The 24906-nt window shown below is 60.9% G+C and carries 31 protein-coding genes; 4 read left to right on the plus strand and 27 right to left on the minus strand.

The features are described from left to right. Positions 1-185: 185 nt before the first annotated feature. Genes ACWGS8_RS07800 through ACWGS8_RS07815 form a run of 4 tightly spaced genes read right to left on the minus strand, consistent with a single transcriptional unit; the run spans position 186 to position 1896 of the window. Positions 186-587, minus strand: coding sequence for a DUF1515 family protein (locus ACWGS8_RS07800; protein ID WP_454580374.1), 402 nt, complete (start codon positions 585-587; stop codon positions 186-188). 13 nt (positions 588-600) lie between these two features. After that, on the minus strand, positions 601-783 hold the full coding sequence (locus ACWGS8_RS07805) for a hypothetical protein (RefSeq protein WP_454580375.1): 183 nt from the start codon (positions 781-783) through the stop codon (positions 601-603). Beyond that, entirely contained in the window at positions 755-1048 is a 294-nt protein-coding gene (locus ACWGS8_RS07810; protein WP_454580376.1) for a hypothetical protein, read from the minus strand. Before ACWGS8_RS07810 ends, ACWGS8_RS07805 begins: the two co-directional genes overlap by 29 nt. Continuing rightward, positions 1045-1896: a glycoside hydrolase family 108 protein gene (locus ACWGS8_RS07815; RefSeq protein WP_454580377.1), complete on the minus strand. Its 852-nt coding sequence runs from the start codon at positions 1894-1896 to the stop codon at positions 1045-1047. The genes ACWGS8_RS07810 and ACWGS8_RS07815 overlap by 4 nt, the downstream gene beginning before the upstream one ends. A gap of 84 nt (positions 1897-1980) precedes the next feature. Here ACWGS8_RS07815 and ACWGS8_RS07820 point away from each other — a divergent pair, with 84 nt between their 5' ends. Continuing rightward, entirely contained in the window at positions 1981-2262 is a 282-nt protein-coding gene (locus ACWGS8_RS07820; RefSeq protein ID WP_454580378.1) for a hypothetical protein, read from the plus strand. Between the two features lie 20 nt (positions 2263-2282). Here the strand turns inward: ACWGS8_RS07820 and ACWGS8_RS07825 are convergent, their stop codons facing one another. From ACWGS8_RS07825 to ACWGS8_RS07890, 14 genes are all read right to left on the minus strand, one after another. Further along, on the minus strand, positions 2283-3452 hold the full coding sequence (locus ACWGS8_RS07825; RefSeq protein ID WP_454580379.1) for an acyltransferase family protein: 1170 nt from the start codon (positions 3450-3452) through the stop codon (positions 2283-2285). 49 nt (positions 3453-3501) lie between these two features. Beyond that, positions 3502-5592: an SGNH/GDSL hydrolase family protein gene (locus ACWGS8_RS07830; RefSeq protein WP_454580380.1), complete on the minus strand. Its 2091-nt coding sequence runs from the start codon at positions 5590-5592 to the stop codon at positions 3502-3504. A 103-nt stretch (positions 5593-5695) separates the two neighbouring features. Next, positions 5696-7993 carry a hypothetical protein gene (locus tag ACWGS8_RS07835; RefSeq protein ID WP_454580381.1) on the minus strand — a complete coding sequence of 766 codons (2298 nt, stop codon included), beginning with the start codon at positions 7991-7993 and terminating at the stop codon, positions 5696-5698. Then, positions 7978-8385 carry a DUF6950 family protein gene (locus ACWGS8_RS07840; RefSeq protein ID WP_454580382.1) on the minus strand — a complete coding sequence of 136 codons (408 nt, stop codon included), beginning with the start codon at positions 8383-8385 and terminating at the stop codon, positions 7978-7980. Before ACWGS8_RS07840 ends, ACWGS8_RS07835 begins: the two co-directional genes overlap by 16 nt. An 8-nt stretch (positions 8386-8393) precedes the next feature. Then, positions 8394-9026, minus strand: a complete 633-nt coding sequence (locus ACWGS8_RS07845) for a hypothetical protein (protein ID WP_454580383.1) — start codon at positions 9024-9026, stop codon at positions 8394-8396. A 3-nt stretch (positions 9027-9029) separates the two neighbouring features. After that, the gene (locus ACWGS8_RS07850) at positions 9030-9782 is read right to left on the minus strand and encodes a hypothetical protein (RefSeq protein ID WP_454580384.1); all 753 of its coding nucleotides are present in this window, start codon (positions 9780-9782) and stop codon (positions 9030-9032) included. Between the two features lie 3 nt (positions 9783-9785). After that, on the minus strand, positions 9786-12848 hold the full coding sequence (locus ACWGS8_RS07855) for a phage tail length tape measure family protein (protein WP_454580385.1): 3063 nt from the start codon (positions 12846-12848) through the stop codon (positions 9786-9788). A gap of 9 nt (positions 12849-12857) precedes the next feature. Continuing rightward, positions 12858-13055 carry a hypothetical protein gene (locus ACWGS8_RS07860; RefSeq protein WP_454580386.1) on the minus strand — a complete coding sequence of 66 codons (198 nt, stop codon included), beginning with the start codon at positions 13053-13055 and terminating at the stop codon, positions 12858-12860. Between the two features lie 38 nt (positions 13056-13093). After that, on the minus strand, positions 13094-13441 hold the full coding sequence (locus ACWGS8_RS07865; RefSeq protein WP_454580387.1) for a hypothetical protein: 348 nt from the start codon (positions 13439-13441) through the stop codon (positions 13094-13096). Then, positions 13438-13626 carry a hypothetical protein gene (locus tag ACWGS8_RS07870; protein ID WP_454580388.1) on the minus strand — a complete coding sequence of 63 codons (189 nt, stop codon included), beginning with the start codon at positions 13624-13626 and terminating at the stop codon, positions 13438-13440. The genes ACWGS8_RS07865 and ACWGS8_RS07870 overlap by 4 nt, the downstream gene beginning before the upstream one ends. A 10-nt stretch (positions 13627-13636) precedes the next feature. After that, complete coding sequence (locus ACWGS8_RS07875; RefSeq protein ID WP_454580389.1) at positions 13637-14371, minus strand: hypothetical protein; 735 nt, start codon at positions 14369-14371, stop codon at positions 13637-13639. A 46-nt stretch (positions 14372-14417) separates the two neighbouring features. After that, positions 14418-14831 (minus strand): DUF4128 domain-containing protein, encoded by a 414-nt coding sequence (locus ACWGS8_RS07880; protein ID WP_454580390.1) that lies wholly within the window; start codon positions 14829-14831, stop codon positions 14418-14420. A gap of 1 nt (position 14832) precedes the next feature. Beyond that, positions 14833-15282: an HK97 gp10 family phage protein gene (locus ACWGS8_RS07885; protein WP_454580391.1), complete on the minus strand. Its 450-nt coding sequence runs from the start codon at positions 15280-15282 to the stop codon at positions 14833-14835. After that, a complete protein-coding gene (locus tag ACWGS8_RS07890; protein WP_454580392.1) occupies positions 15282-16322 on the minus strand; it encodes a head morphogenesis protein in 1041 nt (346 codons plus the stop codon). The genes ACWGS8_RS07885 and ACWGS8_RS07890 overlap by 1 nt, the downstream gene beginning before the upstream one ends. A gap of 23 nt (positions 16323-16345) precedes the next feature. Here ACWGS8_RS07890 and ACWGS8_RS07895 point away from each other — a divergent pair, with 23 nt between their 5' ends. After that, positions 16346-16600 carry a hypothetical protein gene (locus ACWGS8_RS07895; RefSeq protein WP_454580393.1) on the plus strand — a complete coding sequence of 85 codons (255 nt, stop codon included), beginning with the start codon at positions 16346-16348 and terminating at the stop codon, positions 16598-16600. Here the strand turns inward: ACWGS8_RS07895 and ACWGS8_RS07900 are convergent. Genes ACWGS8_RS07900 through ACWGS8_RS07925 form a run of 6 tightly spaced genes read right to left on the minus strand, consistent with a single transcriptional unit; the run spans position 16597 to position 20367 of the window. Next, a complete protein-coding gene (locus tag ACWGS8_RS07900) occupies positions 16597-16977 on the minus strand; it encodes a hypothetical protein (protein WP_454580394.1) in 381 nt (126 codons plus the stop codon). The genes ACWGS8_RS07895 and ACWGS8_RS07900 overlap by 4 nt on opposite strands. Position 16978: 1 nt before the next feature. Next, complete coding sequence (locus ACWGS8_RS07905; RefSeq protein WP_454580395.1) at positions 16979-17461, minus strand: DnaT-like ssDNA-binding protein; 483 nt, start codon at positions 17459-17461, stop codon at positions 16979-16981. 4 nt (positions 17462-17465) lie between these two features. Continuing rightward, positions 17466-17801, minus strand: coding sequence for a hypothetical protein (locus ACWGS8_RS07910; protein WP_454580396.1), 336 nt, complete (start codon positions 17799-17801; stop codon positions 17466-17468). A gap of 10 nt (positions 17802-17811) precedes the next feature. Next, positions 17812-18765 carry a DUF2184 domain-containing protein gene (locus tag ACWGS8_RS07915; protein ID WP_454580397.1) on the minus strand — a complete coding sequence of 318 codons (954 nt, stop codon included), beginning with the start codon at positions 18763-18765 and terminating at the stop codon, positions 17812-17814. A gap of 15 nt (positions 18766-18780) precedes the next feature. Continuing rightward, positions 18781-19218: a structural cement protein Gp24 gene (locus ACWGS8_RS07920; protein WP_454580398.1), complete on the minus strand. Its 438-nt coding sequence runs from the start codon at positions 19216-19218 to the stop codon at positions 18781-18783. A 3-nt stretch (positions 19219-19221) separates the two neighbouring features. Further along, positions 19222-20367 carry a DUF2213 domain-containing protein gene (locus ACWGS8_RS07925; protein ID WP_454580399.1) on the minus strand — a complete coding sequence of 382 codons (1146 nt, stop codon included), beginning with the start codon at positions 20365-20367 and terminating at the stop codon, positions 19222-19224. A gap of 34 nt (positions 20368-20401) precedes the next feature. Between ACWGS8_RS07925 and ACWGS8_RS07930 the strand changes: the two genes are divergently transcribed. Continuing rightward, a complete protein-coding gene (locus ACWGS8_RS07930; RefSeq protein ID WP_454580400.1) occupies positions 20402-21499 on the plus strand; it encodes an AbiTii domain-containing protein in 1098 nt (365 codons plus the stop codon). On the opposite strand, the gene ACWGS8_RS07935 is transcribed toward ACWGS8_RS07930, so the two are convergent. Further along, positions 21447-22823: a DUF1073 domain-containing protein gene (locus tag ACWGS8_RS07935; RefSeq protein ID WP_454580401.1), complete on the minus strand. Its 1377-nt coding sequence runs from the start codon at positions 22821-22823 to the stop codon at positions 21447-21449. The two genes, ACWGS8_RS07930 and ACWGS8_RS07935, sit on opposite strands and share 53 nt — an antisense overlap. 43 nt (positions 22824-22866) lie before the next feature. Between ACWGS8_RS07935 and ACWGS8_RS07940 the strand changes: the two genes are divergently transcribed. After that, positions 22867-23142, plus strand: a complete 276-nt coding sequence (locus ACWGS8_RS07940) for a hypothetical protein (RefSeq protein ID WP_454580402.1) — start codon at positions 22867-22869, stop codon at positions 23140-23142. On the opposite strand, the gene ACWGS8_RS07945 is transcribed toward ACWGS8_RS07940, so the two are convergent. Together ACWGS8_RS07945 and ACWGS8_RS07950 are read right to left on the minus strand one after the other, a co-directional pair. Beyond that, positions 23139-24485, minus strand: coding sequence for a DNA-packaging protein (locus ACWGS8_RS07945; RefSeq protein ID WP_454580403.1), 1347 nt, complete (start codon positions 24483-24485; stop codon positions 23139-23141). The genes ACWGS8_RS07940 and ACWGS8_RS07945 overlap by 4 nt on opposite strands. Further along, positions 24418-24882, minus strand: a complete 465-nt coding sequence (locus ACWGS8_RS07950) for a terminase small subunit-like protein (protein WP_454580404.1) — start codon at positions 24880-24882, stop codon at positions 24418-24420. Before ACWGS8_RS07950 ends, ACWGS8_RS07945 begins: the two co-directional genes overlap by 68 nt. Positions 24883-24906 lie beyond the last annotated feature (24 nt).

A 24906-nucleotide genomic window follows, 5' to 3' on the forward strand; every position in this document is an offset into this window, starting at 1 on the left:
CTGGGATGGCGAACGGGCAGTCGCGGCCTTCAACAGATATTGCGGCGTAGCCTCACAAGGCGGCGGCGATCCCGACTGCGGCGGGGCGAAGGCAACAATCCTGTTGTTGCTGGCCAGTAAAGAAAACTGGGCCCGATCCAAACAAGCTAGACGGCGACCACGATGGGATCGGGTGTGAGAAGTAGTCACCCGCCTCGCAACGCGCGCCAGATGTCTGACCAGTATGCTGTGACTAGCGAGGCGACCGCAGCAGCTGCCATACCTGTGGCACCAAACGCGCCAAGGCCCATTAGCTTCCACCGTGTCACTTCCGCCGTCACTTTCTTGACGCTAGCCATGTCTGCATTGAGCTGGCTTACCGCGCTTTCGGTGGAGCTCACGCGTTCAACCAGCTCATCGGTCTTCTGATACATTTTCGCCCGGCTGGCGGCGGCGCGTTGTTCCGATTGCTCGTAGCTCAGGGCAGCGCGCGCATCACTGTCCTTGATGTCACGTCTGATCTCGGTGATGTCACGCTGCATGTCCTGGGTGGCTTGCAGCAGGCCGCCGATCATCATCTCCAGGCTTTTCGTTACTGATGTCGACATCGTCCCTGCCCTGCTATGATTTCAGTTCGGCCCGGCGCTCGGCGCTGGCCTTGGTATGCAGATTGCATTCAGGCCGGGTGTAGAGCTTCACGGCGCAGCCCGGCGCCATGGTGCGGTCGATCTTGTTCTGATCGGCGATGGTCTTGCCCTGCGCGCCCGCAAGACTGTTACCGAGGGCTGAGCGTAGCGGCGCCACACCGCTGATGTCCGAAGTCGTACACGCCGCCAGCGTCAATGCACTCGTCAAGAGACATGCGAGCGTCGATGCCCTTGTGGATCGCATCCTGATTTCCTTTCTCGATCTTGGCGCGGACCTCGTCGGCGCCCCAATGCTTGATGAGCTCGTAGCCGCCCAAAACCGTACCGGAGACGGCGACCGCGATTGCGAACCACGCGATGATGACGGTCAGCGGGCGCGGCACGCCCACCAACCCGGCGACCAGCGTGATGAGCCAGGTCATGCCGGCACAGATCCCAGCGCCGCGGCGATGTGCTTTGCCTTGCGGTTGGCGTACCAGCGATAGCCGGCGCCGCCGAGCAGAAGCACGGCGCTGATGACCGCCAACACCAGGACCACCTTCATGATGAACTCGCTGCCGTAGGACATCGGGGACAGCTGGTTCTGGAGATCCTGTAGCGTGCCGGCGATTCCGCCGCCGCCGATGCCGGCGCCGATCGCAGCGTCGGCCGGCGCGGTCGACGGGGCCGGCGTGGCATCCTCGGCGAACGCCTTTGCCTGGCCGCCGTCAACGAAGCTGGCCGCCTGCGGCACCTGGCCAGTTGCCCACGCCTGGCCGATGGCGCGCACTTCGGCGACGCGCGACGTCCAGCCCTTGCCGAAGGTCGAGAACGTGCCGAGGCGACGCAGGAAGGCCATGCGGGCGGCACAGATGCGGTCGATCAGCGCGTCGTTGTTCCCGTCGGCCTTGAGAGCGGTCAGCGTGCCCATGCCCAGCACACCGTCGATGCGCCCGGTATAGGCAGGGCGGAGCGCGTGCTGAAGCCACATGATCGAGCGGCCGGGGCCGGAGTTCACCGCGCCGTCGAACACGACATAGTCGACGCCGGCCGGCAGCGCATCACCCTGCACAGCGTCCCAATACTGCCGGTCATAGATTTCGAACAGCTCGTCGTTTGTGATGCCCTGTACAGGCCGCGTCGCCTGCCCTTTGCCGCGGCGATAGCCGTCATAGACGCGCTGGGTAACGCCCTTCATCGTCGGACCGCCGGGGTCCTTCGGATGGTTCGCATACCCTCCCTCATGCGCCAGCACGCGGGCAAGCGATTCCTTCTCGCGGGAAACAGTCATGGGTGGTCCTTTCCGCCCTATCGGGGCAGGTTGTCTGGTTGCAGATTTTGGGTATGGTCGGCGGCCCCAGAGGAGGCCGATGAGATGGCGAGGAAGCCGGACAATGACGAGCTGCCGGATGAAATCCCGCTGGACCTCAGCGGGCCTGCCGCTGACAATGATGGGCCAACGGGGGACTTAACCTATCTCAGCCTGCCATGGGCCAAAGCCAGCGCCAGCATGCAGGCCAAGGCCTTGCGGACATCCGAGATCAACACCTACGACGGGGGCCGGCTAGTGAAGGCCGAAGCCATCTGGGTTGTGATGAAGAGCGGTCAGCACGGCGATGCCGAGTTAGCTCGGGATGCGCTGCGGAAGACGGATTAGGCGGAACCGGCCTCTACCAATCAGGCGTCGACCAGCACCCGCTCCCTGCCGGCAGCTTTTGAGGCAAGACGCTTGCCCCATATGTTGATGGGCTTCTCAAAGCCATAATAGGTCATAGCGGCCACCGGAAGAACACACGCCAGTGTCAGCACAAAGCAGGGGACAAATGCTGCTATCCTTCCTCCCGCTGACGCCTGTATCTGACTATAGATCGGGAAAAGCGCAACGATGATCAGGCTGTGAACGAGGTAGACGGAGTAGCTGATGTCCCCGATCCATACCGTGGCTTTGTTGACAAGAATGCGGATCGGGCAAAGAGCAAGACCAACGAGTAGACAGGCAAACATGACGCCCAACCAATGGGCAGGCTCGATGAATGGCACCGTGCCCCCTGAAACTGCATAGAACTGCACCGGGACAGACGCCAGCAACGCGGCACCTATCTGCCTGCTGTTCGGCCGATCTTTGAGCAAGGGCAATGCCCAGAAGGCGACAAAGCCGAACATGAAAACCGGCAGATGGTGAAAGATCGAATACTTCTGGTAGCTGGCAGGGTCCGCTGTGAAAAGCGCCACCGTCATGGAGAAGAGCTTCGCCACCACGAGGCTGATGAGCATTGCGGTCGTAGCCAACCATACGCTCTTGGCGTGGGCGTACACGAACGGAAAGATCAGGTAGAACATCATCTCTGTGCCAATCGTCCAACCGGCAAGGACCAATGATGTCTGGTGGCCATATCCGGGCACCAGGTTGAAGGTGAAAGTCACGTTCGAGAGGATCGTTCTGGCATTGATGGAGAAGCCGGCAGGATTGAAATTGAAAATGTTTGTGACCGGCTGGATGAGGGAGAGCAGCGTGACCCCGATCAGGAGATAAAAAAGCGGCGCAATGCGGAAGAAGCGACGCAAAGCAAAACCCAAGAGCGGCCGCCGCTCTCCAGCGTGGCTTGGCTGCATGAGACAAAGCGAAAATGTGCTGACCACGAAAAACAGCTGGACGCCCCAAACGCCGCTAGCAACATAGACTTCAAACCAAGCGGGCAACTTCATACGAGGCGTCGGCATATGGGCAACGTGGACCGCGATAACCCAGAGAGCCGCCAGCCCGCGTAGTGCGCTGAGATAGGGGAAGCGTTCAGGTGGCGCCGCCGCCTGTATCGTCGTCTCGGCTTGTATCGTCGTCTGATCCATGCCCATGCCCCTACATGGGTTGGAAGTTGGACACAACACTGGTGAGCCTTCATTCCCAATGGGCGTCTGACAGCCGCATGAACTTGTTTGTGGCATCGACACCGTAGATGTTGACGACGCCAGTTGTCAGGATTTCGATCCAGCCTTGGGTATTCAGTTTCTGCGTGACCGTGGGAAGCCAGATAGATCGATTCGGCCGCATGTAGGTGGGGAGCTGCAGAACCTGGGTTCCATCCGCAAGGTTTGCACCAGCGGCATTGGAGATGATGCCGTCAATGTGCTTATAGCCGCGCTCGTCTATCCAGAACACCGGTGCTGTCAGTGCGCCCCAGTTGTTCGTGTACCATGAGGCCGGAATTGCGGTGATCGGGTAAGCCCGCGTGCGCCTCGGGGTAGCCAGACCGAACGCCGCACGCGCGCAAGCCTGAGCGATCTTGTTGCGAGCTGCGCGGCCCTCATGAATGTTGTCAAAAACATTGGTATCCACGCGACTACCCGCCACAGCCCACGTCAGATATGCCGCCATGGATGGGCCGCAAATCTTTCCGGCATCAACGATCGCTACCTTGCTGCCCCCATCGCGATATGTGGCGACCACTCTGCGAATTACCTCCCTATAGGCTGGTACCGCCTGGCCGTTCGTTGAGTTTTGGCCTTGGCTAGGGAACCCGGTTACAGCAGCCGCATCGGCCCTGCTGTAAAATGCGGGAGTGAGCAGGACGGTTGCGCGGGCGCCTAAGCTCAGCGCCTGATTTAGTATGAGGGCCAGGTCGGAAGCGAACGTGGCTTGAGATGTCAGACCCTGCGCGTCGTTGGTGCCAAGACTGATGAACACGTCAGAGTAACCGGACATGTTTTCAGCAAGTATCCGAACCTTTTGTTGCGCCAAAGTCTCACCGGCCACCGCGATGTTTTTGGTGAATTCCCATTGGGTTCCCATGGACCCCTGCATGATCCGAGCGATATCATCGGGCCATCCTTGGAAAACCGGATCCATCTTGCTGTCACCAACGAACATTGCCCGAACAGGACGAGGGGCCATCCTGGTCGGGTTCTTGGTCTTGGTCATATTCAAGAAGACCGAAGAGCCTCCCTGAGCAGGACCAAAATATAGACCAGGACCGATGTACACGGCCGGAGAAGGGAGTTCGCCTTCCGCAATCACAACACCGTTGATACCAATCTGGTATTTGGTCGGAGTAAGAAGGTCGATCGTTACGGAAGCACCTGCAAACGTGTAAGCCGCTTCAGGAATACCGCCGGACCCAAGATTTGCAATGGAAGTTTCGGTGAAGGTGCTCGCAGCGGTGAGTTTCTTGTGGGTAGCCTGCGACGCAATCGCAGCATAGACCGCATGGTAGCCGCCATCGAACGCAAGCACTGCGAAGGGTACATCATTTGTGTTTGTCCCGACTACCCAGGTATACTGGCAAGTAGGCTCGGGCACGACGCCAGCGAACATCAGCACCGAATTGTCCGCTGTCGCCCGGTTGATGGTAATCGTGTTGGTTGCCTTGGTAATACCGGTCGACGTGGCTGATGTGGTGTTGCCATTGGGCCATGCATATTTGAGCATGGTGACGGCCGCGCCGGACATATCGACAACGGTCGGCTCTTCGTAGGCCACGTCGCCATCCGTGAGGAAATCATTTTTTGCCACCGGCTCCGCATGCCGGCGATAGATGACGTTCAGCGATGTACTGATCGAGGTAAGCCTGCCGGTCCCGACAACCGTAATGGGCGGCCCGCCCGCCGTAACCTCCGCTGCCGTTCGGTCGTTGTAGACGTTCGGTCCATTGAAAGTCGGATTGCTCGTGGCATCGATCGGGATGCCGGTAAAATCACTCGTCGTCGCAAAGTAGAACACGCCCGTGTTCTGCCGGACCATGACAAGGATTTCGCCATTCGTGAGAGCCGCCTTTGCCGCAGCCCAAGCGGCGTCGTTGTTGGTGCCGGTGTTAACGCCGGCCACACCGTCATCGACAAAGCCGTATTCGGTCGAGTAGTGGACCGAGTCACTGACAGTGCTGATCCGTCTATTCAGATCATTGAAAGTGTCGCGAAGGTCTTGCTTCGGCGGCTGGTACGGGTTGCCGGCAGGACCGTCAGCGAAAAGCGTGTTGAAGGGTACGACTGCCATGGATGGTTTTCCTTTTCGCGAACAGACGGCCGCAATCGAAGCCGGCCTTGCGAAGCGCCGAGGTCGATGCGTTGCGGATTTGATGAAGCCGATCGATCGGGCTTTAGGTCACGACTTTCGGCCCGGTGGCGACGCTTGTGGTGCTCTCGACACCGGATGCGTTCGCCGAGCGCAGCCAGTAGTAGTAGGTTCCGGCCGCGCGCCCGGTGTCCGTCCAGGCATCGGCCGATGACGGCGCGCCATATTCGGTGCGAACGACAGTCGCGGTGCCTTCATTGTTGACCGTATTGCGCCTGATGTTGGTGGCGACATAGTTGCCGAAATTCGGCGTGTTCCAGGTCAGCGCGACCTGGCCGACGCCGCCCGTGGCGACAACGCTGGTGACCGCCCCGGGCGGCGTCGTGTCGACCGTGGAGACCAACGTTACCGTGCTAGTCCACGTGCCATAGCTGTTATTGGTTCCGATATAGACGGCCTGGACGTCGATCGAGGTGTTGGCCGGCACTGGATTCGTGTTGAGGGCAATGAGACCGCCTGACGGCGTCACGCCCGGGAACTTCTGCTCCACCCATGCACCGGGAACGCCTCCGCCGACATCCGTTATCCTGTAGTGAACGACCGGCGTGACATCGATCCGGTTCGGATCGATCAGCACGACGCGGATGTAAATGCTGCCGCCACCGGAGACTGCAACCGCTGTGTCGATGATCGGGGTCGGAATGCCGTCAGAGACCGGCTTGGGCGGCACAGGCGGCGCTGATCCCTCGTCGAGCGTCGGGTCCCAGTCGTCGATTTCCGGCCCGGTACCCGGCATCTTGATCCAAGTCATTTGAAAGCCGCCACGCGATACCGAAAGCGCCGACCGCCTGTTAGAAATCACTTTTCCGTCCATCGACGGTATGCGTTTTGGCGTCGCCAGGCGCGTCCATGGCGCATAAATGGCGTTGATGCCCGTGAACCTGACGTCGAGGGTGCCGCGCTTCTTCTCGCGCATCCGGCCGAATTCCCGCTTGCCCAACCGGCGCGCCTGCCGCCATTGCTGGCACCAGATGTAATTGCCCTCCTGCGGCAGCGGCCGGCCGGCCGAAAGCTGCGCCGGCGTATCGTCGAAATAGTCGGTATCAGTCGTCGTATAGTCGGTCGCCGGATAGGTGAATTTCGGGATGAAGCGATTGACCTCTTCTTCCGGCAGTACGTCATGCTGCACGGTGTGGCCGACGATGTCGGCATCGGTCAGCGTGGCGACATATTTTTCGCGGAACTTGCCGGCGACGACGAGCAAGGCGCCATCGCCGCGCTCGCACATCCAGCCGTCGCATGTCGCCAGGATGGCGTTGGTGCCGCTTTTCGGATCGTGCTCGGTGGTGTCGAAGCCGCCGCATTCATAGCGCTTTTCGGTGCCGCCGGAAGCCCGCGGCACGTCCTCATCACAGACATCGGCTTCCTCCTGCCACATGTCGAGCACAGGCAGCAGCGCCTTGCGAAAATCACGCTTGGTTCCGAAAGGATTGAAGCACTCGTGCCAAGCGAGATGGAGGATCGGATTGCGGGTGAAAGCCCAGGTCGACGGGTCTTCAGGATTCTGCGAAGGCTTGCGAAAATCCCAGCACAGTGCAAGCTCGGCAACAACCGACAGCGCCGGCTTGCCATAGGGGAAACACTTCAGGAAGCTGTCGGCCCCGGGACTGACGCAGCCCATGCCGACCGAAGCCTGCCCGTCGCCACGATGATTGTTCGTCCAGATGCCTTGGCCGATCAGGCTCGAAGAAGCAAAAGAAGCGGCGATCGACGTTTCAGGCACCAGGCCGAGGCGGGTGAAGATATAGACAAGATCGCTGTTGTCACCGTAGCGGCCGCCGCCGGGGGACTGGACGCGACCGCCAGCGATCAGCGAGACCTTGTCGTCGTTCAGGTAGTAGCCGGTATAGGCGTTGATGCGATGGCCGACGATCGCCTGGACCGAGTACATGTTGTTGTCGATCGCTTCCCACAGCATCATGGCGCCGGCCAACCGCGCCTCGCCCACGCCCCAGAAGCGGTAGGGAATGGGCTGCGTCAGCGGCGCGCGACCGTCCTCCGGTTTCGGCGGCTTCGGCGTCAGCAGATATTGCACGCCAGCGACGATGGCCGTGGTGACGATCGCCGAGGCGATTGCCGCGTAGGAGATGGTCGCACCGAAGAGCGAGAAACCGCCGCTGCCCAGAATGGCTGTGAAGATTGGCGTGAAGATCGGGTCGCGGTGGACCGGCCAGCGATATTCGCCACTCCAGCCCTCGGCGATGATCTCCTGCGTCGTCGCCGTTTCGAAGGCGCCGATGCCGGCGTTATAGGTTCCCCGGCGCGACGCCTTGGCCAGCGCCTGGCGCAGCGCATCGTCGAACGGGTTCACGCTATGCGCCATGCCACGCCAGTCCAATCGAGATGTTTGACCATGACGCCGCGCGCCGACATGACCGCCCAGAGCGGGCCGAAGCGGATGGCCGGGATTTCCTTCACCCTGGCGCCGGCGGCGTCGTACCCGGTCATGGCCAGAACCATGCCGATATCGCCGTCGAGCGGCGTCTGCACGCGACGGAAGCCGAGAGCCGAAAGTTTGCCGCCAACAAGCCGCTCGGCGCCGCCAGAGGCGCGCAGGATGGCTGCAGCTGCATCCGCATCGAAATAGGTGCCGCGCAATTCGGCACCCGGATCCTTGCCCGTCGAGGCGACAACCCAGTCGGCCGCGAACAGCGTGCAGTCGGTGTAGCCCCACTGCCAGCGATGCGGCAGCCGGATATATTCTTCCAGCGTCATCGAATGCCTCAGTAGTTCGGCCAGGCCGGTGCGACGCCGCGCGCAAGGCGCGCGGTGCCGTCGCAGAATTTGTCGGTCGGATACAACGCCTTCTGGTGCGGCCCTGACCAGAGGGAGAGCGAGGCTCGCGACCTGGTGTTGTTGCCAGATACCGTGGCCAGGGTGATCGTCGTCGTCGGATTTTCAGTGCCGGACACTGCCGGGCTCGATTCCGTCGGATGCGATGCCGTCCCGGTCCATAGTGCGATGATTGGGCTCGTAGGCTGGTAGTAGTCGTCGAGCGTGGTGATGCCGATCTTCAGGTCTTTGCCGCGAACATCCGGCATGGTGTCCAGCACATTGGCCGCCGTTTCCGGGTCGATGCCGGAAATGCCGAATTCAACGCTCGAGCTCTGGCCGTTGACCAACACCTCGAGCGTCGGGATGTTGAGCAGCCGGCCGCCGCCGAGATAGACGGTGCCGTCCTCGTCGAGGCTGTCGAAGCCGGCCGGGATGTCGTTGACACCGGCCCAGATGTGCAGGCCCGGATCCGTATCGAGCCGAAAGAAGATGCCGAGCATATGGCTCGACGCCATCCGCTCGAGAACGGATTGCGGCACATACTGCAGGGTGTAGGAGCCGACGAGATCTTGCCACGCCATGGCTTAGAAACCCTCGACGAATTGCAATGTCGGCGACGACTGCCACCAACCTTCCGCTTCCCATGCCAGCGAGAAACTGGCGGGGAACTTCATGACGCAGCGCGGGCGCGCGAATTCGACCCGGGTTCCCTGGATCACCGCCTCACGCAGCGGACGATCGAGCGACAGCGTGTAGCGTTGGCCGGCGCGCGCCACGCCATCGATTGTCTCAAAGGCTGGAACAGGGTCCGTGTGATCCCAATTTCGATAGGCGCGCCAACCCTTGTTTGGATGGTAGATCGAGAACCAGTCAGACCAGCGCAGATTGCGGGCGGCGCCATAGATTCGAAGCGTGATCTTTCCGGCATTGAGCGCGGCGGCATCCATATTGGCGATCACCGTCGCCTGGCTGTACCCGGCGCCATCGGAAAACAGCGCTCCGTCTGAGTGCGGGATGCCGCTGATAGTCGATTGAGGAATGCCCTTCACGACGGGGAAAGGCCCCATCCAGTCCGACAGGATCGGCACGTTCATGAACCGGATCGAACTGTTCATTCGCGCTGCGACCCAGTTGACGTATTCGTGCTGTTCCCGATCAGTCACCACGCAGCCGCCATAGGAGCCGACCAGAACCCCGCCGCCGCTGGTCTCGATAGTGACAGATTCCCCAAGACCATTGCGGCCACCTTCGAAACCGCCACCCTTGGTATCGAATGACATTTTCGTAGGCTTCAGGAAGTCGATGTCCAGAGTGGGGAGATCGGTGTAGCGCCCCATCGCTCAACCCTTCTGCGACGCGTAGCGCCGCTGCGTCTCGCCAAAGCCGCCGCTGATCTGGCCCTGGTGATACTCGCTGATCGCCTCCTGCGCGCCCTGCCTGGACAACGTGCGGATATGCTCATCGCCCGAGCCTCCGACGACGGTGACATGAAGGTCGATTTTCGGCGTCACAGGCGTACTGTTGTTGTTCTGCGCCATCTGCATCGAGCGCGGGTTGCTTCGAATGACATCGCCGGCGCGCAGCTTGCGCAGCTCGGGACCCCGTTCGCCGACCCACGCCCAGCCAGCCGGCGCGCTCTCGGTGCCGTCTGCGAAACCAAACAGCTTAGGAAGGAAGCCTAGCAGTGTGCCGAGGAAGCCGCCGCCAGAAGAGCCAGACGAGGCTCCGCCGCCGGAATACCCGAGGATATCCGACAGCGTGGTGTTCGCCTTGAAATTCTCCGGCTTCAGACCGTCGAGGATTGAGGCGAGACGGCCCTTCGCGCCAAGGCCGCCGGCCAAGCTCTGAACGGTGTTGGTCACGGTGCTGTCGAGACCGCCGAGACTGTCAGACGCCTTCGCCACGGCAGCGTTGAACTTGTCGACATAGACAGAGCCGGTAGTGCCCAGCACATCCTTGGCGCTGGCCCCAGTCGAAAGCGGACCGCCGGTGAACCATGCCGACGCGGCATCCTGCAGGTTGCCATACTTCGACAGGTATTTGCCGAACTGCTTTTCGAAAATAGCGTCCTGCGCGCCAGGATTGGACAGGAAGTCATTAGGCGACATCACGTCGCCGAAGGTCTCTTTCGACCATGAAGGCAAGTTGCTCTTCATCACCTGATAGGCGCCGAGCGCTTGGTTGCCGTTCTTGAGGACCGGGCCGAGCGCCGAATAGCCGCCACTACCAGCGCTTTCGATGGAACGGATTGCCGCTGCATACGCCGACATGTTGCCGCCGAGCGCCGCGAGCGGCGCGCGCGTGACGGCGCCGGGCGCATAGTTGTCGTTCGCACCACCAAGAAGGGAGCCGACCACGCTGGTTCCCGCCGATGCTAGACCACTATTGCCGGGCATTTGCCCCGTCAGTGCCGAAGCGAACGCCGTCGCCAAACGGTCGAAAATATTGCTCCACGTCTTGTCCATCGAGTTGGTCAGAGCATTCAGGATCGAGGTGCCCAGCGCTTTGCCGATGTTGCCACCGCTGTTCAACAGTTCCGATTTGAAGCCGGACAGGAACCCGACTGCCAACCCTTTCGCATCGGCGAACTTAGTGGCGTCACGCATCTGCTGGGCTTCAGGAGAATCCATGCCGATGCCAGTGTTGCGGAGGCGCGACGCGATTTGCTGGTCGCCTGCCGACAGAAATTGCTGCGAGCGCTCAAACGCCAGATCATTGCCCAACTGCGCCCGCGCGATCTGGTCGGCCATCTTCCCGTAGGCCTCAGCCTTCTGCTTGATCAGCTCCAGTTCCTGTTGATCGACAGGGACATTGTTGCGCGCCGCCTCCTCGCGAAGCTGCTGGGTCAGTTGGAACTGCATCCGCATGGCTTCAGCCGCGCCGGCCGTCTTGCCGATCAAGTCAAGGTCGAGTTGCTGCGAGGCCAGCGTCGCGTCGAGGGAGCGCTTCCGGTCCTTTTGCGCCTCGTCCAAGGCATGCTGTGCGGCAAGCGCGGCCTGCTGGCCTGCCATGTCGATGCGGCGGGCGCGCTCTGCCGGGTTTTCATTGTCGTTGTACTGAGCGCCAGCCTGGGCGCGCGCCGCTGCGGCCAGTTCTGCCGGTGAGCGGGCATATATCCCCTGCCGCTGTGCATCAAAAGCCTGTTGCGCGCGTGAGGCGGAAACTGCACCGGCAGCCTGATACTGATCAAACGACCCCATGTGTTCGGTGCTCAACGCGCCACCACGAAGGGGAATGCCCCCCGGGCCAAGGCTTTTGCGCAGATCGTCCTGCGCGAGTTGCAACTGCTTCAGCGCACGAGCCGCCGCATCAGCGTCTTTGGTCATATCCCTCAGTTTGCCAGCAGCCGTCGTCAGCGCGACATTGTTGGGTTCGAGTGCCCAACGGTCCTCGACCATTTTGCGGAAGCCGATGATATCCGCCGTGCCTGACTGTGCGGTTCTCTGGAGGTAGGCGATGGCATCCGCAAAGGGCTTGAACTCGGTCGTTGGCGAAAAATGGTAGCCTCCGCCCGCGCTGCCTGCGCCCAGGTCACCCATCGCGGCTTGCGTCAGGTTTGCGATCTGAATTTTAAGCCCCGATTGCGTGGCCGAGGACTGAAGCTGGAGCCCGTTGACACTCGGCGCAAACGCGTCCTTGGCCTTGGTGGCGATAAAACCATAGCTGTCGCCAATGCCACGAAGAATGGCATCGTGTTCCTTCAACAGGACATCGAGATCTTTCACCTGCTGCTTGGTAGAGATGATGTAGGTCGCGAGGCCGGCGACAGCCGCCACCCCTACTGTTGCGGCGATGCCTGCTGGCGTCGTCATGAAGGCAAGAACGGCCTGCCCAGCCGCTTTCGCGGCATTCCCGACAGCGGCAAGAGACCCCTTGATACCACCCGGCCCCTGCTCCAGCGCGTCATAGACTTGGCCGGCCTGCGAGGCAAATATCTGCATCGGCGACGCGCCCAGCGCGAACATCGTGATGACGTCGTTGCCCTGCCTAGACAGGTTCAACATCTGGTTTGATGTTAGCCGAGCCGCGTTGGCATTGTCGTTCAGCGCCTTGGTCGACTTATCGGCCGCCGGCGCCACTCGACCGATGCCAGCTACGACCTCGGTGGACTTTGAGCCCATGCCGGCCAGTGTCGTGTTCGTCTTCTCGGCTGTAGCTACGAGCTTGACCAAGGACGCATTGCTGCCTTCCGCAATGGCAGCCAGCTTGAGCAGCGTTGCGTTGGCTTGGTCGACGCCAGCCGCGATTTTGCCCAGCGCCGCATTGGACCCAGCGGACGCAGCCTGAAGCCGCTTCTGTGCAGCCTCAGCCTTTGCCGATGCAGCCGTCAGTTTATCGAGGTTCGTCTCTGCCGTTACGGCTTGAGACGAATCGACCCGCAAGCCAAGATCAGCAACGGTCACCGCATCACCTCATTGCACCGCGAACATAGCATCGAAGTAGTCCTCGGTGATCGGTTGAGCGGTGATCTCGATTTCGGGCGTTGGGTCTTCGCCGAACACGGCGCGAAGGACGGAACTGATCATGTCGCCGCGTCCATTGAGCCCGCAGATGATTGCATTCACGTCGGCCCGCAATGCCTGCTCTTCGGTCCAGCCGAGCCAGCCCAAGGCTTTCTCAGCCAGATCGTCGTAATATTCGGCGAGGCTTACGCGGACTTCTGAGGGTCCGCTGCTTCCTCTCCTCCCGACATCGGACGCCCACCATTAGCGATGATAGTCAGGTAGGTTGAGATCGGCCCAACGAGATCGGTCAGGCCCGTCCGCCACACCTTTTCGGGAATGGGCTTGGCATCAAGACCCGTGGCGCCAAGGCCAAGCGTCACGACTGACACAATCACGTCGAAGTCGAAATTGCTGACGGCTCGGACTGCGCTGGAAATGCCGCCGCTCTGGCGGGAAATGGTCTGCGCCGCCATCAACGATGGACGGAGTACCACGGTCTCGCCATCGAGTACGATCTCGACGTTGCCGGCGCCCAATGCTGGCTTGCTCATGCCTTTTTCTCCAGATCAACCTTGGGTGCTTTGATCGGCGTGCCCGTGGCTTCGAACGGCGCAGGAATGGCGGCCGCTTCCGCTTTGGTCAGTTCGATCTCAACGAAGTTGCCGGGTGCCAGGAGGTGCTCCTGCCCGTTGTGAGACAGCTTATGTGCCTCTTTGCCGATGTTCGTGATCTTCATCTTCGCCTCCTTAACCGAGCGCCGCCACGCGGACATAGTTGGTGTTGGGCAGCACGGTGCAGTTCAGCATCTGGGCATTGTTGGCGCCGCCCATGCCTTCTTCGGCGCCGGCAACCTGGCCCATGAAAAGCCGCTGCGGGCCAGCCGGGACGGTGGTTGCAGTGTGGACGCCGGCTTGGGTGCCGGTCGTGGCAATCACGGTTCCGCCCTTGGTGGCGGACAGTGTGAAAGTGTCCGCATCAAGTACGGTCTTGACGTAGTAGGTCGTGCCGGCCGTCAAGCCCGTCGGCAGTGCGCCGGTCGTCGAGAATTTGACGCCTGTGTTCACGGCAAGACCATGACCGGTCCACGTCACGACGCCGGGCGAGGCAATGGTGATTGTTGCGGCGGCCGACTTCGGGATCGGGGCACCATTGAGCTCGACCTTGAACGGATAGTTGAAGTCCGTCGCCTCCGCCGCGATCATGGCAAGCTGGCCGGGATCGTTCGTGTTGAGGGCGAAATTGTCGGACCGCTGCGGCGCCTGGCGCGAACCCTTCCAATTGTAGGTGCGGCGTCGGTTGAGCAGGTTGACCGTATTGCCTTGGGCCGAGTCACCGGAATTGCCCATGGTCTCGTACTGGCCGACCTCAATCCACGTCACCGCGGCAAAATCGGCTTCGGTGACATCGACGTCGGGAACATCCACCGGGGCCGAACCGATATAGAAGCGGCTGCCCGCCACAGGAGACACTTTGATAGGCATCGCCTATCTCCTTTCTGGTTTGTGGGGATGCCTTGCCGAAGGGCGATTAGGCGAAGCACTCGTATTCGACGCTCACCGGCACAAGCCAATGGGTGTCATCGGCGATGGCCTGGGCCACAACCGGAGCCGCCAAGACCCGAACCGATACCGCGCCGTAGGTCATGCGAAGATCGTTCGGGAACCAAGCCGCGACCTGCCCTGCTATCTCGGCCGCGACCGATGCGTCCTGGTTCTTCTTGGCGAACAGGTCGACCTGCAGAAGGCCGAGGCGCTGGTGTGGCTCGGCCGAGCCGATCATGATTCTGCGGTTGACGTTCGGAACATGTGTGACGCGGAGATAGCCGGTGATCGGCTTGGTGAAATCCTCATTCGGCCACGCGATCGGCAACACCGGCGAAAGCGTGAGAGCGGCGACCCGCCCTTTCAAGGCGAGCCAAATGCTGGTCTCGATACTCGGCATGTCAAAGCCCCAGCCTGCGCTTCACTTCAGCCGCCTTGGCCTCGACGATCATAACCCAACGTTGCGCCACCATCGTCACCCAAGGGCGCGGCGTCCTGCCGTTGGCGCCATAGTGGACGTAGGCGGCATAGTTCGCCGTGTAGCCGAGGTAGAGCGTGTCGCCGAGATCGGCGCCGTTGATGACAAGGATCACGTCGCCGAGGTCAGCGGGCACCGGTGCGCCTGGGTTTTCTCGACTCAGCGTCGGCATGGCTGTGGTCGACGCCATCAGCGAGGCACGGAGGAAGCCGGTACGCTTGTATCCCGGCGTCGCCGGCTTGTCGTAGATCTCGTCAGCGACAAGCTGGTCCATCTGGCTGACCAGTTCCTGCGCGCTTTCCTTGAACACGATCTCCAGAGCGACCGGCACCTTGGCCGCCCATGCTCCGACGGTGGCAGCGAACGAGGCCATTACCGCACCAACTGGGCGACGAAATCGACCTTGTATTCGGCGAAACACTTGCATCCCAGCGTGTGCCTGGTCGGAACGCCGGGCGCATGCGGGTATGGTATTGATGTCCCATCCGGCGCGGTGAAGGGCTGATCGAACGCTACCACCTGCCCCTGCATCGCCTCGTGCTGTTCCCGGCCGTGCTTCTGCGGGGTGTGCCGCCAGCCTTTCGTGACCACATCGGCGCGAAGACTGCCCTTCTCGATCTGCTGGCGGAAGGCGATGTCCTTTGATGCGCCCAGAGCGGCGAAGGTTTCATGCAGACCGATCGTATCGGCCCGGAGCTTTAGTAGCCCGTCTGCATATCGGCCGGTGATCCGCGTCACCAGGTCGGTAGGGATTGGTTTACCATCTCGGATTGCAGCTGTGATTGTCCGATCAAACCGTTTGTCGCGGCACTGCCGGTTCAGATAGGCCCGCAACTGGTCGGGCTCACCAGAAAGCAGTTCCTGGCGTGCTCGGGCAACATATTCGCCCTGGACTGTGGTGAGCCCGATCAGACCTCCTTCGCGCCTACCAGTGACGGTCGAGACGCGCCCGACCACCGAAACAGCCGTCTTGGTGGGATTGTCACCGCGCGCCAAGCCTGTCTCTAAGGCTGTCCGGATGGCAATGGTCTGGTCTTGCACGATGCCGGTGACGAGTTGCGCCGAGTGATCCCTCACCCACTGCTCGGCAGCCAAGTTCCTGGCATCCCAGCGAACCACGATCCTATGCCCGCTCGGGTCTCGCAGCGTCGGCATAGCGTCTACCGTCGCAACGCCGCCGCCGTTGAATGCCGCGCGGATCGCCTCGTCCAGGGGCCTGAAGGCGGCAGGGTCCAGGTCCATCGCGCTGATGGCACCGTTGATGTCGCCGCGCTCAAGGCGCTCCACGATCCGGCGCAGGACGATGTTGGTCGTGATGTCGTCGATCGCTTCGAGGAAGGCTTGGCGAAGCTTTGGCATCAAGTCGGCGACAAGCTGTTCGAAACGCTCGCGCGGTGATAGGCGTTTCAGCATGGGGACACCGATTGGAGGGGACGATGCACGGGATGAAGTTCGCCGACCTGAAGGCGATGAGCATTGATGAGTTGACGAAACAATATGATCTCACCACGCCAAATGTGCAGATTGGCCTCAACTTCATCCGCGAGGAGATCGCCCGACGCGAGACGGACGCTCAGAACCAGCGAATGATCGAGTTCACGAAGCAGGTTCGGGACATGACAGTTGCGATCACCGTCTTAACCGTTGCCGTAGCGCTTATGACCGCGATCAACATCTATCTTGTTGCCTAGCCCGCGCACCACACCTTCCACGCCACCACCGTCCCCGCCGGCGGAATAGGCGTCAGGTTCGTAATGGCCCGGTCGGCGCCATTGATCACAATAGAATCGGTGATCTCGGGCACGACACCCGCAACCGCAAACGTCACCATATCGCCAGTCTCGACGATCAAGACGCTGTTCTCGTAGCGCTGATGCAGGCGCTTCAGCACGGCATTGAGCACCCAGGTCTGCACCGTCGGCTCGACCGGAATCCATGGCTGGTCCGGATCGACCGCGCCTGGCGTCTCGCGCTTCAATTGGACCAAGCCCTGCCCTAGCCCGCCGTCGGCGTCTGGCTGGAGAAGCTCCGAGACCATATCGGCCATCTCGTCATAGAAGCCGGCCACGTCATACCACCATGATGGCGGGCTGCCCGTACACCGGGCCGATCAGCGGCGCGAGCAGTCCCTCAATGATGGTAGCAACCGGGGCGTCAGGCGCGAAGATGTTGCCGCTGTCGCCGGGCTCGAAGAATTCGCGCTCGATACCCTCGACCTTCTGCCGTTTCACTTTCCGGGCCGGATCGAAGGAAACGGACAACGAGCCCGGCTTCTTCAGTTCCAGATACGCCGCTTCATAGGAGGCATCGATCACCCGCTGGGGGACAAGATCGGAGGCGAGGGTTGCACCATAGACCGTGGCACCGGTACGGGGCCATGCCCGCTCTTGCTCCACGCCGCCTGTCGGCTGGCCAGGGAAGCGTGCGCCATACGTCCCGTCGATGTAGATGCTGCCGCGCTGGCGCGCACCGGGGATGCTGCCAGCGGGCACAGTATAGCCGGCTGCGGCTGCATAGGCCGTGAAGCCTTCGTCGTCACCGTAGCCGGCCATAGTCTCAGGCGCCCTTCGACGCTTCGATGTAAGCGGCCTTGTCCTCGTCGCTCATGGCATTAAAGGCGTCCGCATCGGCCTTGTTGAGGCCGGACAGAAGCGTTTTATCGCCCCTCACGACATTGAACTTGCCGCCGCCGTGATGAACAGCCTTGGCCGTGTCATCCTCGGCCGCCTTTGCCTTGCCGCTGCCTTCGAAGCTGAACCAGCCAGTGGCTTTCGCCACATTCAGTTCGGCGTCAGACAGCTTGACCTCCACCGCCTGGCCGGGATCGACCAGAACGGCCCCATCGAGGGTGTTGAGGCCGCGCGGCCCCTGCTGAGTGTTCGTTACCTTCATCATCGCCTCCTTAGATCCCGTCGAGATAGCGGACCGACTTCGGCCGGCGGATATCGACGCCGCCGAGGCGGAAAATGCCAGGCACGTCGAACTTGATCGGCCCGGTCTGCCATGCCGGTAGGAACCGGAACGGCATCGGCATGTGGAACTTCAGCACTTCCGGGCTCCGGCGATACGCGACCATGCGCTTGGTGCTGCCCGCGCCGGCCGTATCGAGGAAGCCGAAGACGCCGCGGATCAGCAACTGCCCGCCGGTGGTGCGGGTGTAGATGTTGTTCCGCTCGATCCATTCCAGGATCGTGGTCTGGTTCACCGCATCGATGCGTCGCGTCGAAAGGTCGAGCAGCACCGAATACGGCAGGAGCAGAGTGTCCGCGATCTCCGCGCCCAGCGTGCCGGTGAAGATGCCGGTCAGTTGGCCATTGATGTCACGGAGGATCTGGTCCGGGGTCTTGGACACGAAAGTCGTGGCCGAGCCCGTGCCGTCCGTCGGCGCCGTGGTGGCGGTCGGGGTTGAGGAGTTCACCAGACCGGTGAAGCCCTTGCCAGTATCGCCGATGAAAGCGACCTGCTCGACCTTCTCCTCCGCCACGCGGCGGGCCGCGCTGGCTTTGTCAGGCGTCAGGTTCATCCCGAGCAGCTGGGCGGTGCCGAGCTCCTCGATATTGTAGCCGTAGCCGATCGCTGCCATGGAAACGGTCGTCTCGAACTTCTCGCGGGTCAGTTCGACCTTCGGGACGTCTTGGGCGTTGCCGTTGAACCACTGCGCCTGGCCGACCGAGTCCATCGAGAAGTAGGTGACGGACTGGATCCATTCGGGCGCCGAGGTGTCCACGGGGACCAGCGTCGGATACTGAATGTCCTGGTAACGCATGGCGTAGACCGTCGGCTCGATGAGCGAGGCCTGACGGATAAGGAAGCTCATCGCAACCTGCTGAGCGTCCTGCATGGTGTGTGCGTTCATTGAGATCGCTCCTGGTTAGCCGAGGCGCAGCGCGGCGAGACCGGCACCGGCGGTGCTGGTGTCCCACTGCGCGTTGGCGATGAGGGTGTTGGAGGTCGCGACGTTCGTCAGGACCCCAGTGGCGGGCACGTAGTAGACGGGATCGCCAACGGCGACCGCGACCGAAGCCTGGACGACAATGACGCCCTTCTTCACGATGGCGGCGGTGTCGTACTGTTCGTACTTGCCCGTAGGCCTGGTGCTGTCGAGCACAGCGATACCGCAGAACTTGACCGTGGCTTCGCTGTCCACGACCTGGTTGTCGGCCGTGCCCTGGACCGCGACCTTGCCGAAGCCGATGCCTTCGACATCCTCGCATAGGCGCGAGACGATGACGGAGGGCTCCAAGTCGAGGATCATGCCCTCGATCCAGCGCGCGTGCTGGGCGTTGTAGGTAGTCTGAATGGCCGGCATGGATTAGCCCTCCTTCTTCATCTGCCAGGCCGACGAAAGATGGTCGGTCATTGCCTTGTGAGCCGTTGCAGCGGGCGCGGTGTCGATGGTCTTCAGACCGCCAGCGACCACGGCGCGGAACTGGTCAGCGCCGCCGGCATCCTTCGCTGCGTCCTCGACCAGGATGTCGAAACGGGCGTCGATGTACGCGTCGGTCTTGGCCGCGATGGCGGCATCACCGAGCTTGGCAGCCACGGCCGCCTTGCGGATTGCAGCATCGCTGAGACCGTCGGTCTTGACGTCCTTGGCGATTGCCTTGGCCTTGCCGATGAGATCGGCGCGGGCCGCGACACGCTTGTCGAGATCGGCATCCGAAAGAACCTTGCCCTTGAGGGCATCGATCTCGGCGTCCTTCTTGGCGATGTCCTTGTCCTTGGCGGCGATGGCAGCGGCATGATCGCTTGCCAGCGCGGTCAGCTTGGCCGCCGAGGATTCGAGATCCTTGAGCAGCTTGGTGATGGCCTGGGCGCCTTGATCGGTGGTGCTCACCGAAAGTCCGTCCACGACCACAGTGCGAAGTGCATCACTCATGGTGATGGTCTCCTTGTCAGTGGTTGAAATCGGGGCGGCGCCCCACTTCCCCGCATCGTCGCCGATGCGAGCCTTGGAACCGGCCCGGGCTCGATCAACGAGCGCCAGGTGGTTGATCTTGATGCCGCGCTGCTGTGCGTCGTATGCCTCGCCGTCGGCTGTCACGCCGGGGATGAAATCGAGCTCGCAGGTGTAGCCGGCGCTCAGTTCACGCTTGCCGTCCACAACCGACTTGATCGCGGCGGCGTCCTTGAGGATCAGCGGAAGCATGACCCATTGGCCATCCTGCTTCGCCGCGGTGCTGACCTCGCCAACGGAAAGAGCCTTCCAGTTCTCGGCCGTCACTTCCTCATCGGGGTGATCGACCGTGATGGGAGCGTGGGAAAAGGATTGCAGACTATCGGTGGCGAAAATCTGATCCGCCGCGCGATACACCCGCACGATGTCCTGATCCGGCTTACCGACCTCATGCCCGGCGTAAAGCTGGATACCGGTGCGCACTGCGCGCGCGGTGGCGACCAAGTAGCCGTCGGCAGTCTGTCGCGTCCCCGCGACAGCTACTTTGTCCGTGAATTGCATGGTATTCGTTTCCAGGGTTTAAGGGAGGAATAGCTTGGCTACTGAAACAATCACTCCGTCGCGAAAAGCGCTGTCAGAAGCTTTGGCGCTCGCAGAAGATATTCTTCGCAACATTGAACTGTCGGAGGTGAGTTTAGCTGTCACAATGTTGAAGGCGTCTAGGTTGGCTCGATTGCTTAACGACGTCGACTACCGGTTGGCTTTCGAATACGAAGCTTCCGGGTATCCATCTACCCCCGATGGCATAACGCCAGATGTGTGGAAAGTTGCACAACTGTCCGGTCGCGTTCAATCAGTTAAGGAGACAGTTGCCAATAGCAAAGTCGAACATATTGTTGAGAGAGCAAACACACAGGCAATCGAGGCCATCGAACAGAGAATAACTGTAAACAATTCATCATTGGATGCAGCTCGCGATCCAAATGTTTCGATATCTTCAGCCAACCCTCACCAGTTTATTGGAAACCCGATAGGAAACACCGCCGAGCGGAATAGCCTTCGAAAGGCTGTTAGCGACGACGCTGCCTTCTTGGCAGGCAGGCGCGGATTCGTTCACCGATATGTTTCTCGGCGTTACGACGAGCTTAGATTCTCTGGAATTGCTGGCGACATCTTCTCCCGTATCCGAACCGCAGTTGACGAACGCGTCGGCATCACTATTCCAAAAGCTGTCCAGAAATTTTCCGCCGTTTATGAGAACCTAGAATCTGACAATCCAGAAGATTGGGCGAATGCCGTTCACAGCTGTAGGAGAATACTACAAGACTTGGCAGACGCGCTTTTTCCTTCGCGAGACGACAAAGTGAAAACTGTCAACGGCAAAGAGAGGACCATTAAGCTTGGGCCGGACAACTACATAAACCGGCTTATAGCGCTTGTTGAAGATAATTCGGCTTCGGTTCGCTTCGAGGCGATTGTTGGATCCAATCTACACTATTTAGGAGATCGACTAGACGCGGCATTCACTGCAGCCCAAAAAGGTAGCCATTCTGAGATATCTTCACGCGAGGAGGCCGACCGCTATGTGGTTTACACATACATGTTGGTTGCCGACTTGCTTTCTCTTTCGGCTCAGGACGTTAGCGCCCCTTCGCCTTCTCCGCAGACCGAACCGATACAGCTGCAGCGGTAAGGTCTTCCTCGCTCGGCTCTTGCTCCGTCAGCGTGCCGAATTCGTCGATCGCAGCCTCAAGTCCAGGCAGTGAACCATCTTCGACGAACGCGTTGACCAGTGCCTCACTGAGCGCATCAATCGGCAACAGTGGACTTTGACCATTGCCACCGGCGAGAGCCCTCGCCGCATCCGCCTTGGTCTTGAAAACCGTGGCCTTCTCTGTCTCGGACATGCCCCAGAGCGGCGCCCATTCGTAGTAGACATCGGTCGGCCGAGAGCCGTGGGCAGACCTGATCAGCGCCTCATCCAGGCGATGCATTGCCGGCGTCATCTCGACTTCCTGCATGGCGCTAAGGCGGTCGTAATAGTTGCGAAGGTCGGATTCGCCCGTCGAGTTCATTCCAGCAGGGGCTTGCCCAAGAAGCCGTGTCGCCGGGATATCGGCCGCGCCTGAGACGATCTGCAGGAACCGGTCCAGCACATCCGGCAGCGTGGCGAAGGATGCCGACTTCTGCTCGTATTCCTCTTCCTTGTCGAGCAGGAGCGTGCCGTTGATGCCCTTGGAGGTATTGGCGAGGGTGTATCGCTCGAGGATCTTGTTCTTGTAATCTTCGTTCGCCAAGCTCGCCATGAAGTTCGGCACCTTGATGATGTCGATCTTGGCTTCGAACACGAGCGACGCGATATTCGCTGCGGTCCCATCGGCCTGCTTGATCGCATCCATCACGGATTGGAGCACGCTATCGCCCCACGACAACTGGCCTTCGGCCAGATCGATATCCGGCTGGGCGTTACCCTGAAAGATGACCAGGCGCGACGGGTGGATCTGCACCTGCGCGGTCGTGCCGGCCGTCAGGGTGTAGAACTTCGGCTGGCCGTAGAACTCTGATGCTGGATCGCGATCGATCTCGCCGGCGGTCAGCTGGCGCCGCGACAGGACAGTGAGGTATTTCACCCCGCCCTTGCCGATGCGATCGGTTTTAAGCGGCTCAGCCAAATTCGCGTCACCGGTACCGATGTGGATGCCAGCACCGCCCCAAAGGCGCGCCTTGACCTTCGCCTCAAAAACCTTGCCCCGAATGTTGAGCCGCTTCTCCTCCGCCTCGATCGGCTCGATGGTGTCTCCCTCGGCCTGCCAGTCGCGCCACGCGCGGACGGCATCAAAGGCCGGGATGTCAACGATCTTCCGAGGTAGCCAAGCTGTGCGATAGGCAGCCAGTAGTTCGGCGTCTGACAATTGCGTGAAGGCGTAATAGCTCGACGCAGCCTTATCCCGGCCCGTTCCCATGCGGGATACGAGATTGGTCAGGCTGTCTCTGGCGAGCGAGATGATGTTGCCCATGACCCGATCCTTAACTACTGTTTCGCTACGGAGAGGGCCAAAGATGCGGTCTATTTTGCTGATGTCAGCACTGTTGGGCCTGACAAGCTCAGCACATGCCTACGACGATTGCAGCGAGCCGGAGAAGCCCTGGTGCGTGCAACGCTACGGAGCCTTCGACGACGAGGACGACTTCAACCGGTGCAAGTCTCAAATTCTGAGCTATCGCTCCGACGTGGACGACTATCTTAGCTGTCTCAAAAAGAATTCAGAGGAAGCGGCCAGTGAATATGAAGATGCCGTTTCCGCCTTCAATCGTCGCGCCAAAAGCACCAACTAGATGTGCGCCAACGTGAAGGTCGACCCGTCGAGCATCAGCTCAGTCAGCGCCCAGACCAGCGCGTCGGCGCGATCGGGCGATCCTTCGCCGGCATAACCGTCCGGTGCGATAAGACACATCTGATCTTCCAATTCTGGCATTGACCCGACGTGCGCAACTCGGCCCTGCTCGTAAAGCGCAGCGACGGGCTCAGCCCTGGCGACCTTGCCGCGCGATGCCGTTACTTCCTTGTAAGGAATGGTCGCCTCGATGGTCTTGATGACGTGCTCGACCATGGCTCCGCCGAAATTGCGCTCTGCCACGACCCTGTCGGCCTTCACCTTATCTGGCGTCTGCGACCAGCGGCCATGATATGCATCAACCGCTCGGCGCCCCCAGCCGTCAGGAGACAGCTTGCATGTCCTGTCGGCCAAGACGTAAGCTCGTCCATCAACACCCTTGCCGGCAATGACGATGCCTATCTCGTCCCCGTCATCACTTTGCCCCTTGGTGCCGGATGGATCGACTGCGACCACAACCCGGTGCAGATCGGGAAACTCGCGGAGGCGGTTCCTGTCGATGGCGTCGCGCGTCCAAAGTGCTCCCGGTAGATCGTCGAGGATCTCGGCGTTCAATTCCTGGCGACCGAGGCGTGTGCCTTCGTACTTCGCAACCACCTGGGTGAGGAACGAAGGCGCCAAATTGTCGGCATTGTCGAACGTGCTGCCCTTTGTAGTCACGGTCGAAGGAGAGTTTAATATCTCCTTCAAGACCGGAATCGGCCTTGGTGTAGTGGTGATCACCTGTTTCGGTGCAGCGCCGAGGCGTAGCCCGAATTGCAGCTGGTCCCAAGTCTCGCGAGCATATCGCCACTTCGCGAGTTCGTCGCAAAACGCGGCGTCGTGCTGCGGCCCGCGCAGTTGGTCTGGCTCGACGGCATTGTAAAGCGTGGCGACGGCACCATTCGGCCATGTAAGGCGCCGTTTCGAGGGCTCATAGAGCGGCCGGAAGTCGGCAGGGTGCACGGACAGTATGCCGCTATCTCCCTCAACGAGGACGTCGCGCGCGTCGGCGGCTGTTTCAGCGACGATTGCGATCCTGGCATGAGTGCCGCGAGCCAATGGACTTGGACCGCAGGCGATGCTCCTTACCCACTCGCTGCCACATCGCGTCTTACCGAAGCCTCGGCCGGCGAGCACAAGCCACGTCAGCCAATTGCCGGTGGGCGCCAGTTGGTTTGGCCTGCCCCAGAACTGCCAATCGTATTCCAGATCGGCGAGTTCGGCCTCGGTCAGGTCACTTAGTACCGCTTCCCTTTCCTTGGCGCTCAGCGAGGCCAGCGAGACGGCTAGCGATACGTTCACGCGCGGATACCTCTACCTGCACCGGTCCGCCGCCTGGCGCGGAAATCTCAGTTGAGACGCGATCCTTGAACTTGTCAGGGCGGCGCGCTTTGAGAAGGAAGATAGTCAGCGTGTCAGAATATTCTCGGATCTCACCAACGCGCCTGCCGCCTTGATAGACAGGCTTCTGAACACCATAGCGGGCGCGGCGGTGAGCTTCATCCTCAAGTCGGTCTGTCCCTTCGTCGACAGCCTCGTCCCACATCTTGCGGAATTCAGCGTCAGCATCACGCCATTCGTACGCGGCGGTGCGCGAAATCCCGGCACTGATGCAGGCCGCAGTAACTGATTGACCATCCCTCAGCGTATCGAAGAAGGCCGCTTCCTTTTTAGGTGTTCGGATTGTCGGCTTTGCCATCGTCTTCTTATTGCCTTGTGGCGT

It is taken from the genome of Mesorhizobium sp. 43Arga (assembly GCF_053714255.1).

Excerpts from the sequence above, each read along its gene's own strand:
- ACWGS8_RS07850 (WP_454580384.1), bottom strand. The coding sequence starts at position 9,782 with ATGGGGCGCTACACCGATCTCCCCACTCTGGACATCGACTTCCTGAAG.
- ACWGS8_RS07815 (WP_454580377.1), bottom strand. The coding sequence starts at position 1,896 with ATGACTGTTTCCCGCGAGAAGGAATCGCTTGCCCGCGTGCTGGCGCAT.
- ACWGS8_RS07905 (WP_454580395.1), bottom strand. The coding sequence starts at position 17,461 with ATGGCCGGCTACGGTGACGACGAAGGCTTCACGGCCTATGCAGCCGCA.
- ACWGS8_RS07825 (WP_454580379.1), bottom strand. The coding sequence starts at position 3,452 with ATGGATCAGACGACGATACAAGCCGAGACGACGATACAGGCGGCGGCG.
- ACWGS8_RS07830 (WP_454580380.1), bottom strand. The coding sequence starts at position 5,592 with ATGGCAGTCGTACCCTTCAACACGCTTTTCGCTGACGGTCCTGCCGGC.
- ACWGS8_RS07800 (WP_454580374.1), bottom strand. The coding sequence starts at position 587 with ATGTCGACATCAGTAACGAAAAGCCTGGAGATGATGATCGGCGGCCTG.
- ACWGS8_RS07915 (WP_454580397.1), bottom strand. The coding sequence starts at position 18,765 with ATGAACGCACACACCATGCAGGACGCTCAGCAGGTTGCGATGAGCTTC.
- ACWGS8_RS07895 (WP_454580393.1), top strand. The coding sequence starts at position 16,346 with ATGCACGGGATGAAGTTCGCCGACCTGAAGGCGATGAGCATTGATGAG.
- ACWGS8_RS07935 (WP_454580401.1), bottom strand. The coding sequence starts at position 22,823 with ATGGGCAACATCATCTCGCTCGCCAGAGACAGCCTGACCAATCTCGTA.
- ACWGS8_RS07910 (WP_454580396.1), bottom strand. The coding sequence starts at position 17,801 with ATGAAGGTAACGAACACTCAGCAGGGGCCGCGCGGCCTCAACACCCTC.
- ACWGS8_RS07920 (WP_454580398.1), bottom strand. The coding sequence starts at position 19,218 with ATGCCGGCCATTCAGACTACCTACAACGCCCAGCACGCGCGCTGGATC.
- ACWGS8_RS07890 (WP_454580392.1), bottom strand. The coding sequence starts at position 16,322 with ATGCTGAAACGCCTATCACCGCGCGAGCGTTTCGAACAGCTTGTCGCC.
- ACWGS8_RS07880 (WP_454580390.1), bottom strand. The coding sequence starts at position 14,831 with ATGCCGAGTATCGAGACCAGCATTTGGCTCGCCTTGAAAGGGCGGGTC.
- ACWGS8_RS07840 (WP_454580382.1), bottom strand. The coding sequence starts at position 8,385 with ATGACGCTGGAAGAATATATCCGGCTGCCGCATCGCTGGCAGTGGGGC.
- ACWGS8_RS07925 (WP_454580399.1), bottom strand. The coding sequence starts at position 20,367 with ATGCAATTCACGGACAAAGTAGCTGTCGCGGGGACGCGACAGACTGCC.
- ACWGS8_RS07940 (WP_454580402.1), top strand. The coding sequence starts at position 22,867 with ATGCGGTCTATTTTGCTGATGTCAGCACTGTTGGGCCTGACAAGCTCA.
- ACWGS8_RS07885 (WP_454580391.1), bottom strand. The coding sequence starts at position 15,282 with ATGGCCTCGTTCGCTGCCACCGTCGGAGCATGGGCGGCCAAGGTGCCG.
- ACWGS8_RS07820 (WP_454580378.1), top strand. The coding sequence starts at position 1,981 with ATGGCGAGGAAGCCGGACAATGACGAGCTGCCGGATGAAATCCCGCTG.
- ACWGS8_RS07845 (WP_454580383.1), bottom strand. The coding sequence starts at position 9,026 with ATGGCGTGGCAAGATCTCGTCGGCTCCTACACCCTGCAGTATGTGCCG.
- ACWGS8_RS07870 (WP_454580388.1), bottom strand. The coding sequence starts at position 13,626 with ATGAAGATCACGAACATCGGCAAAGAGGCACATAAGCTGTCTCACAAC.
- ACWGS8_RS07865 (WP_454580387.1), bottom strand. The coding sequence starts at position 13,441 with ATGAGCAAGCCAGCATTGGGCGCCGGCAACGTCGAGATCGTACTCGAT.
- ACWGS8_RS07875 (WP_454580389.1), bottom strand. The coding sequence starts at position 14,371 with ATGCCTATCAAAGTGTCTCCTGTGGCGGGCAGCCGCTTCTATATCGGT.
- ACWGS8_RS07810 (WP_454580376.1), bottom strand. The coding sequence starts at position 1,048 with ATGACCTGGCTCATCACGCTGGTCGCCGGGTTGGTGGGCGTGCCGCGC.
- ACWGS8_RS07835 (WP_454580381.1), bottom strand. The coding sequence starts at position 7,993 with ATGGCGCATAGCGTGAACCCGTTCGACGATGCGCTGCGCCAGGCGCTG.
- ACWGS8_RS07950 (WP_454580404.1), bottom strand. The coding sequence starts at position 24,882 with ATGGCAAAGCCGACAATCCGAACACCTAAAAAGGAAGCGGCCTTCTTC.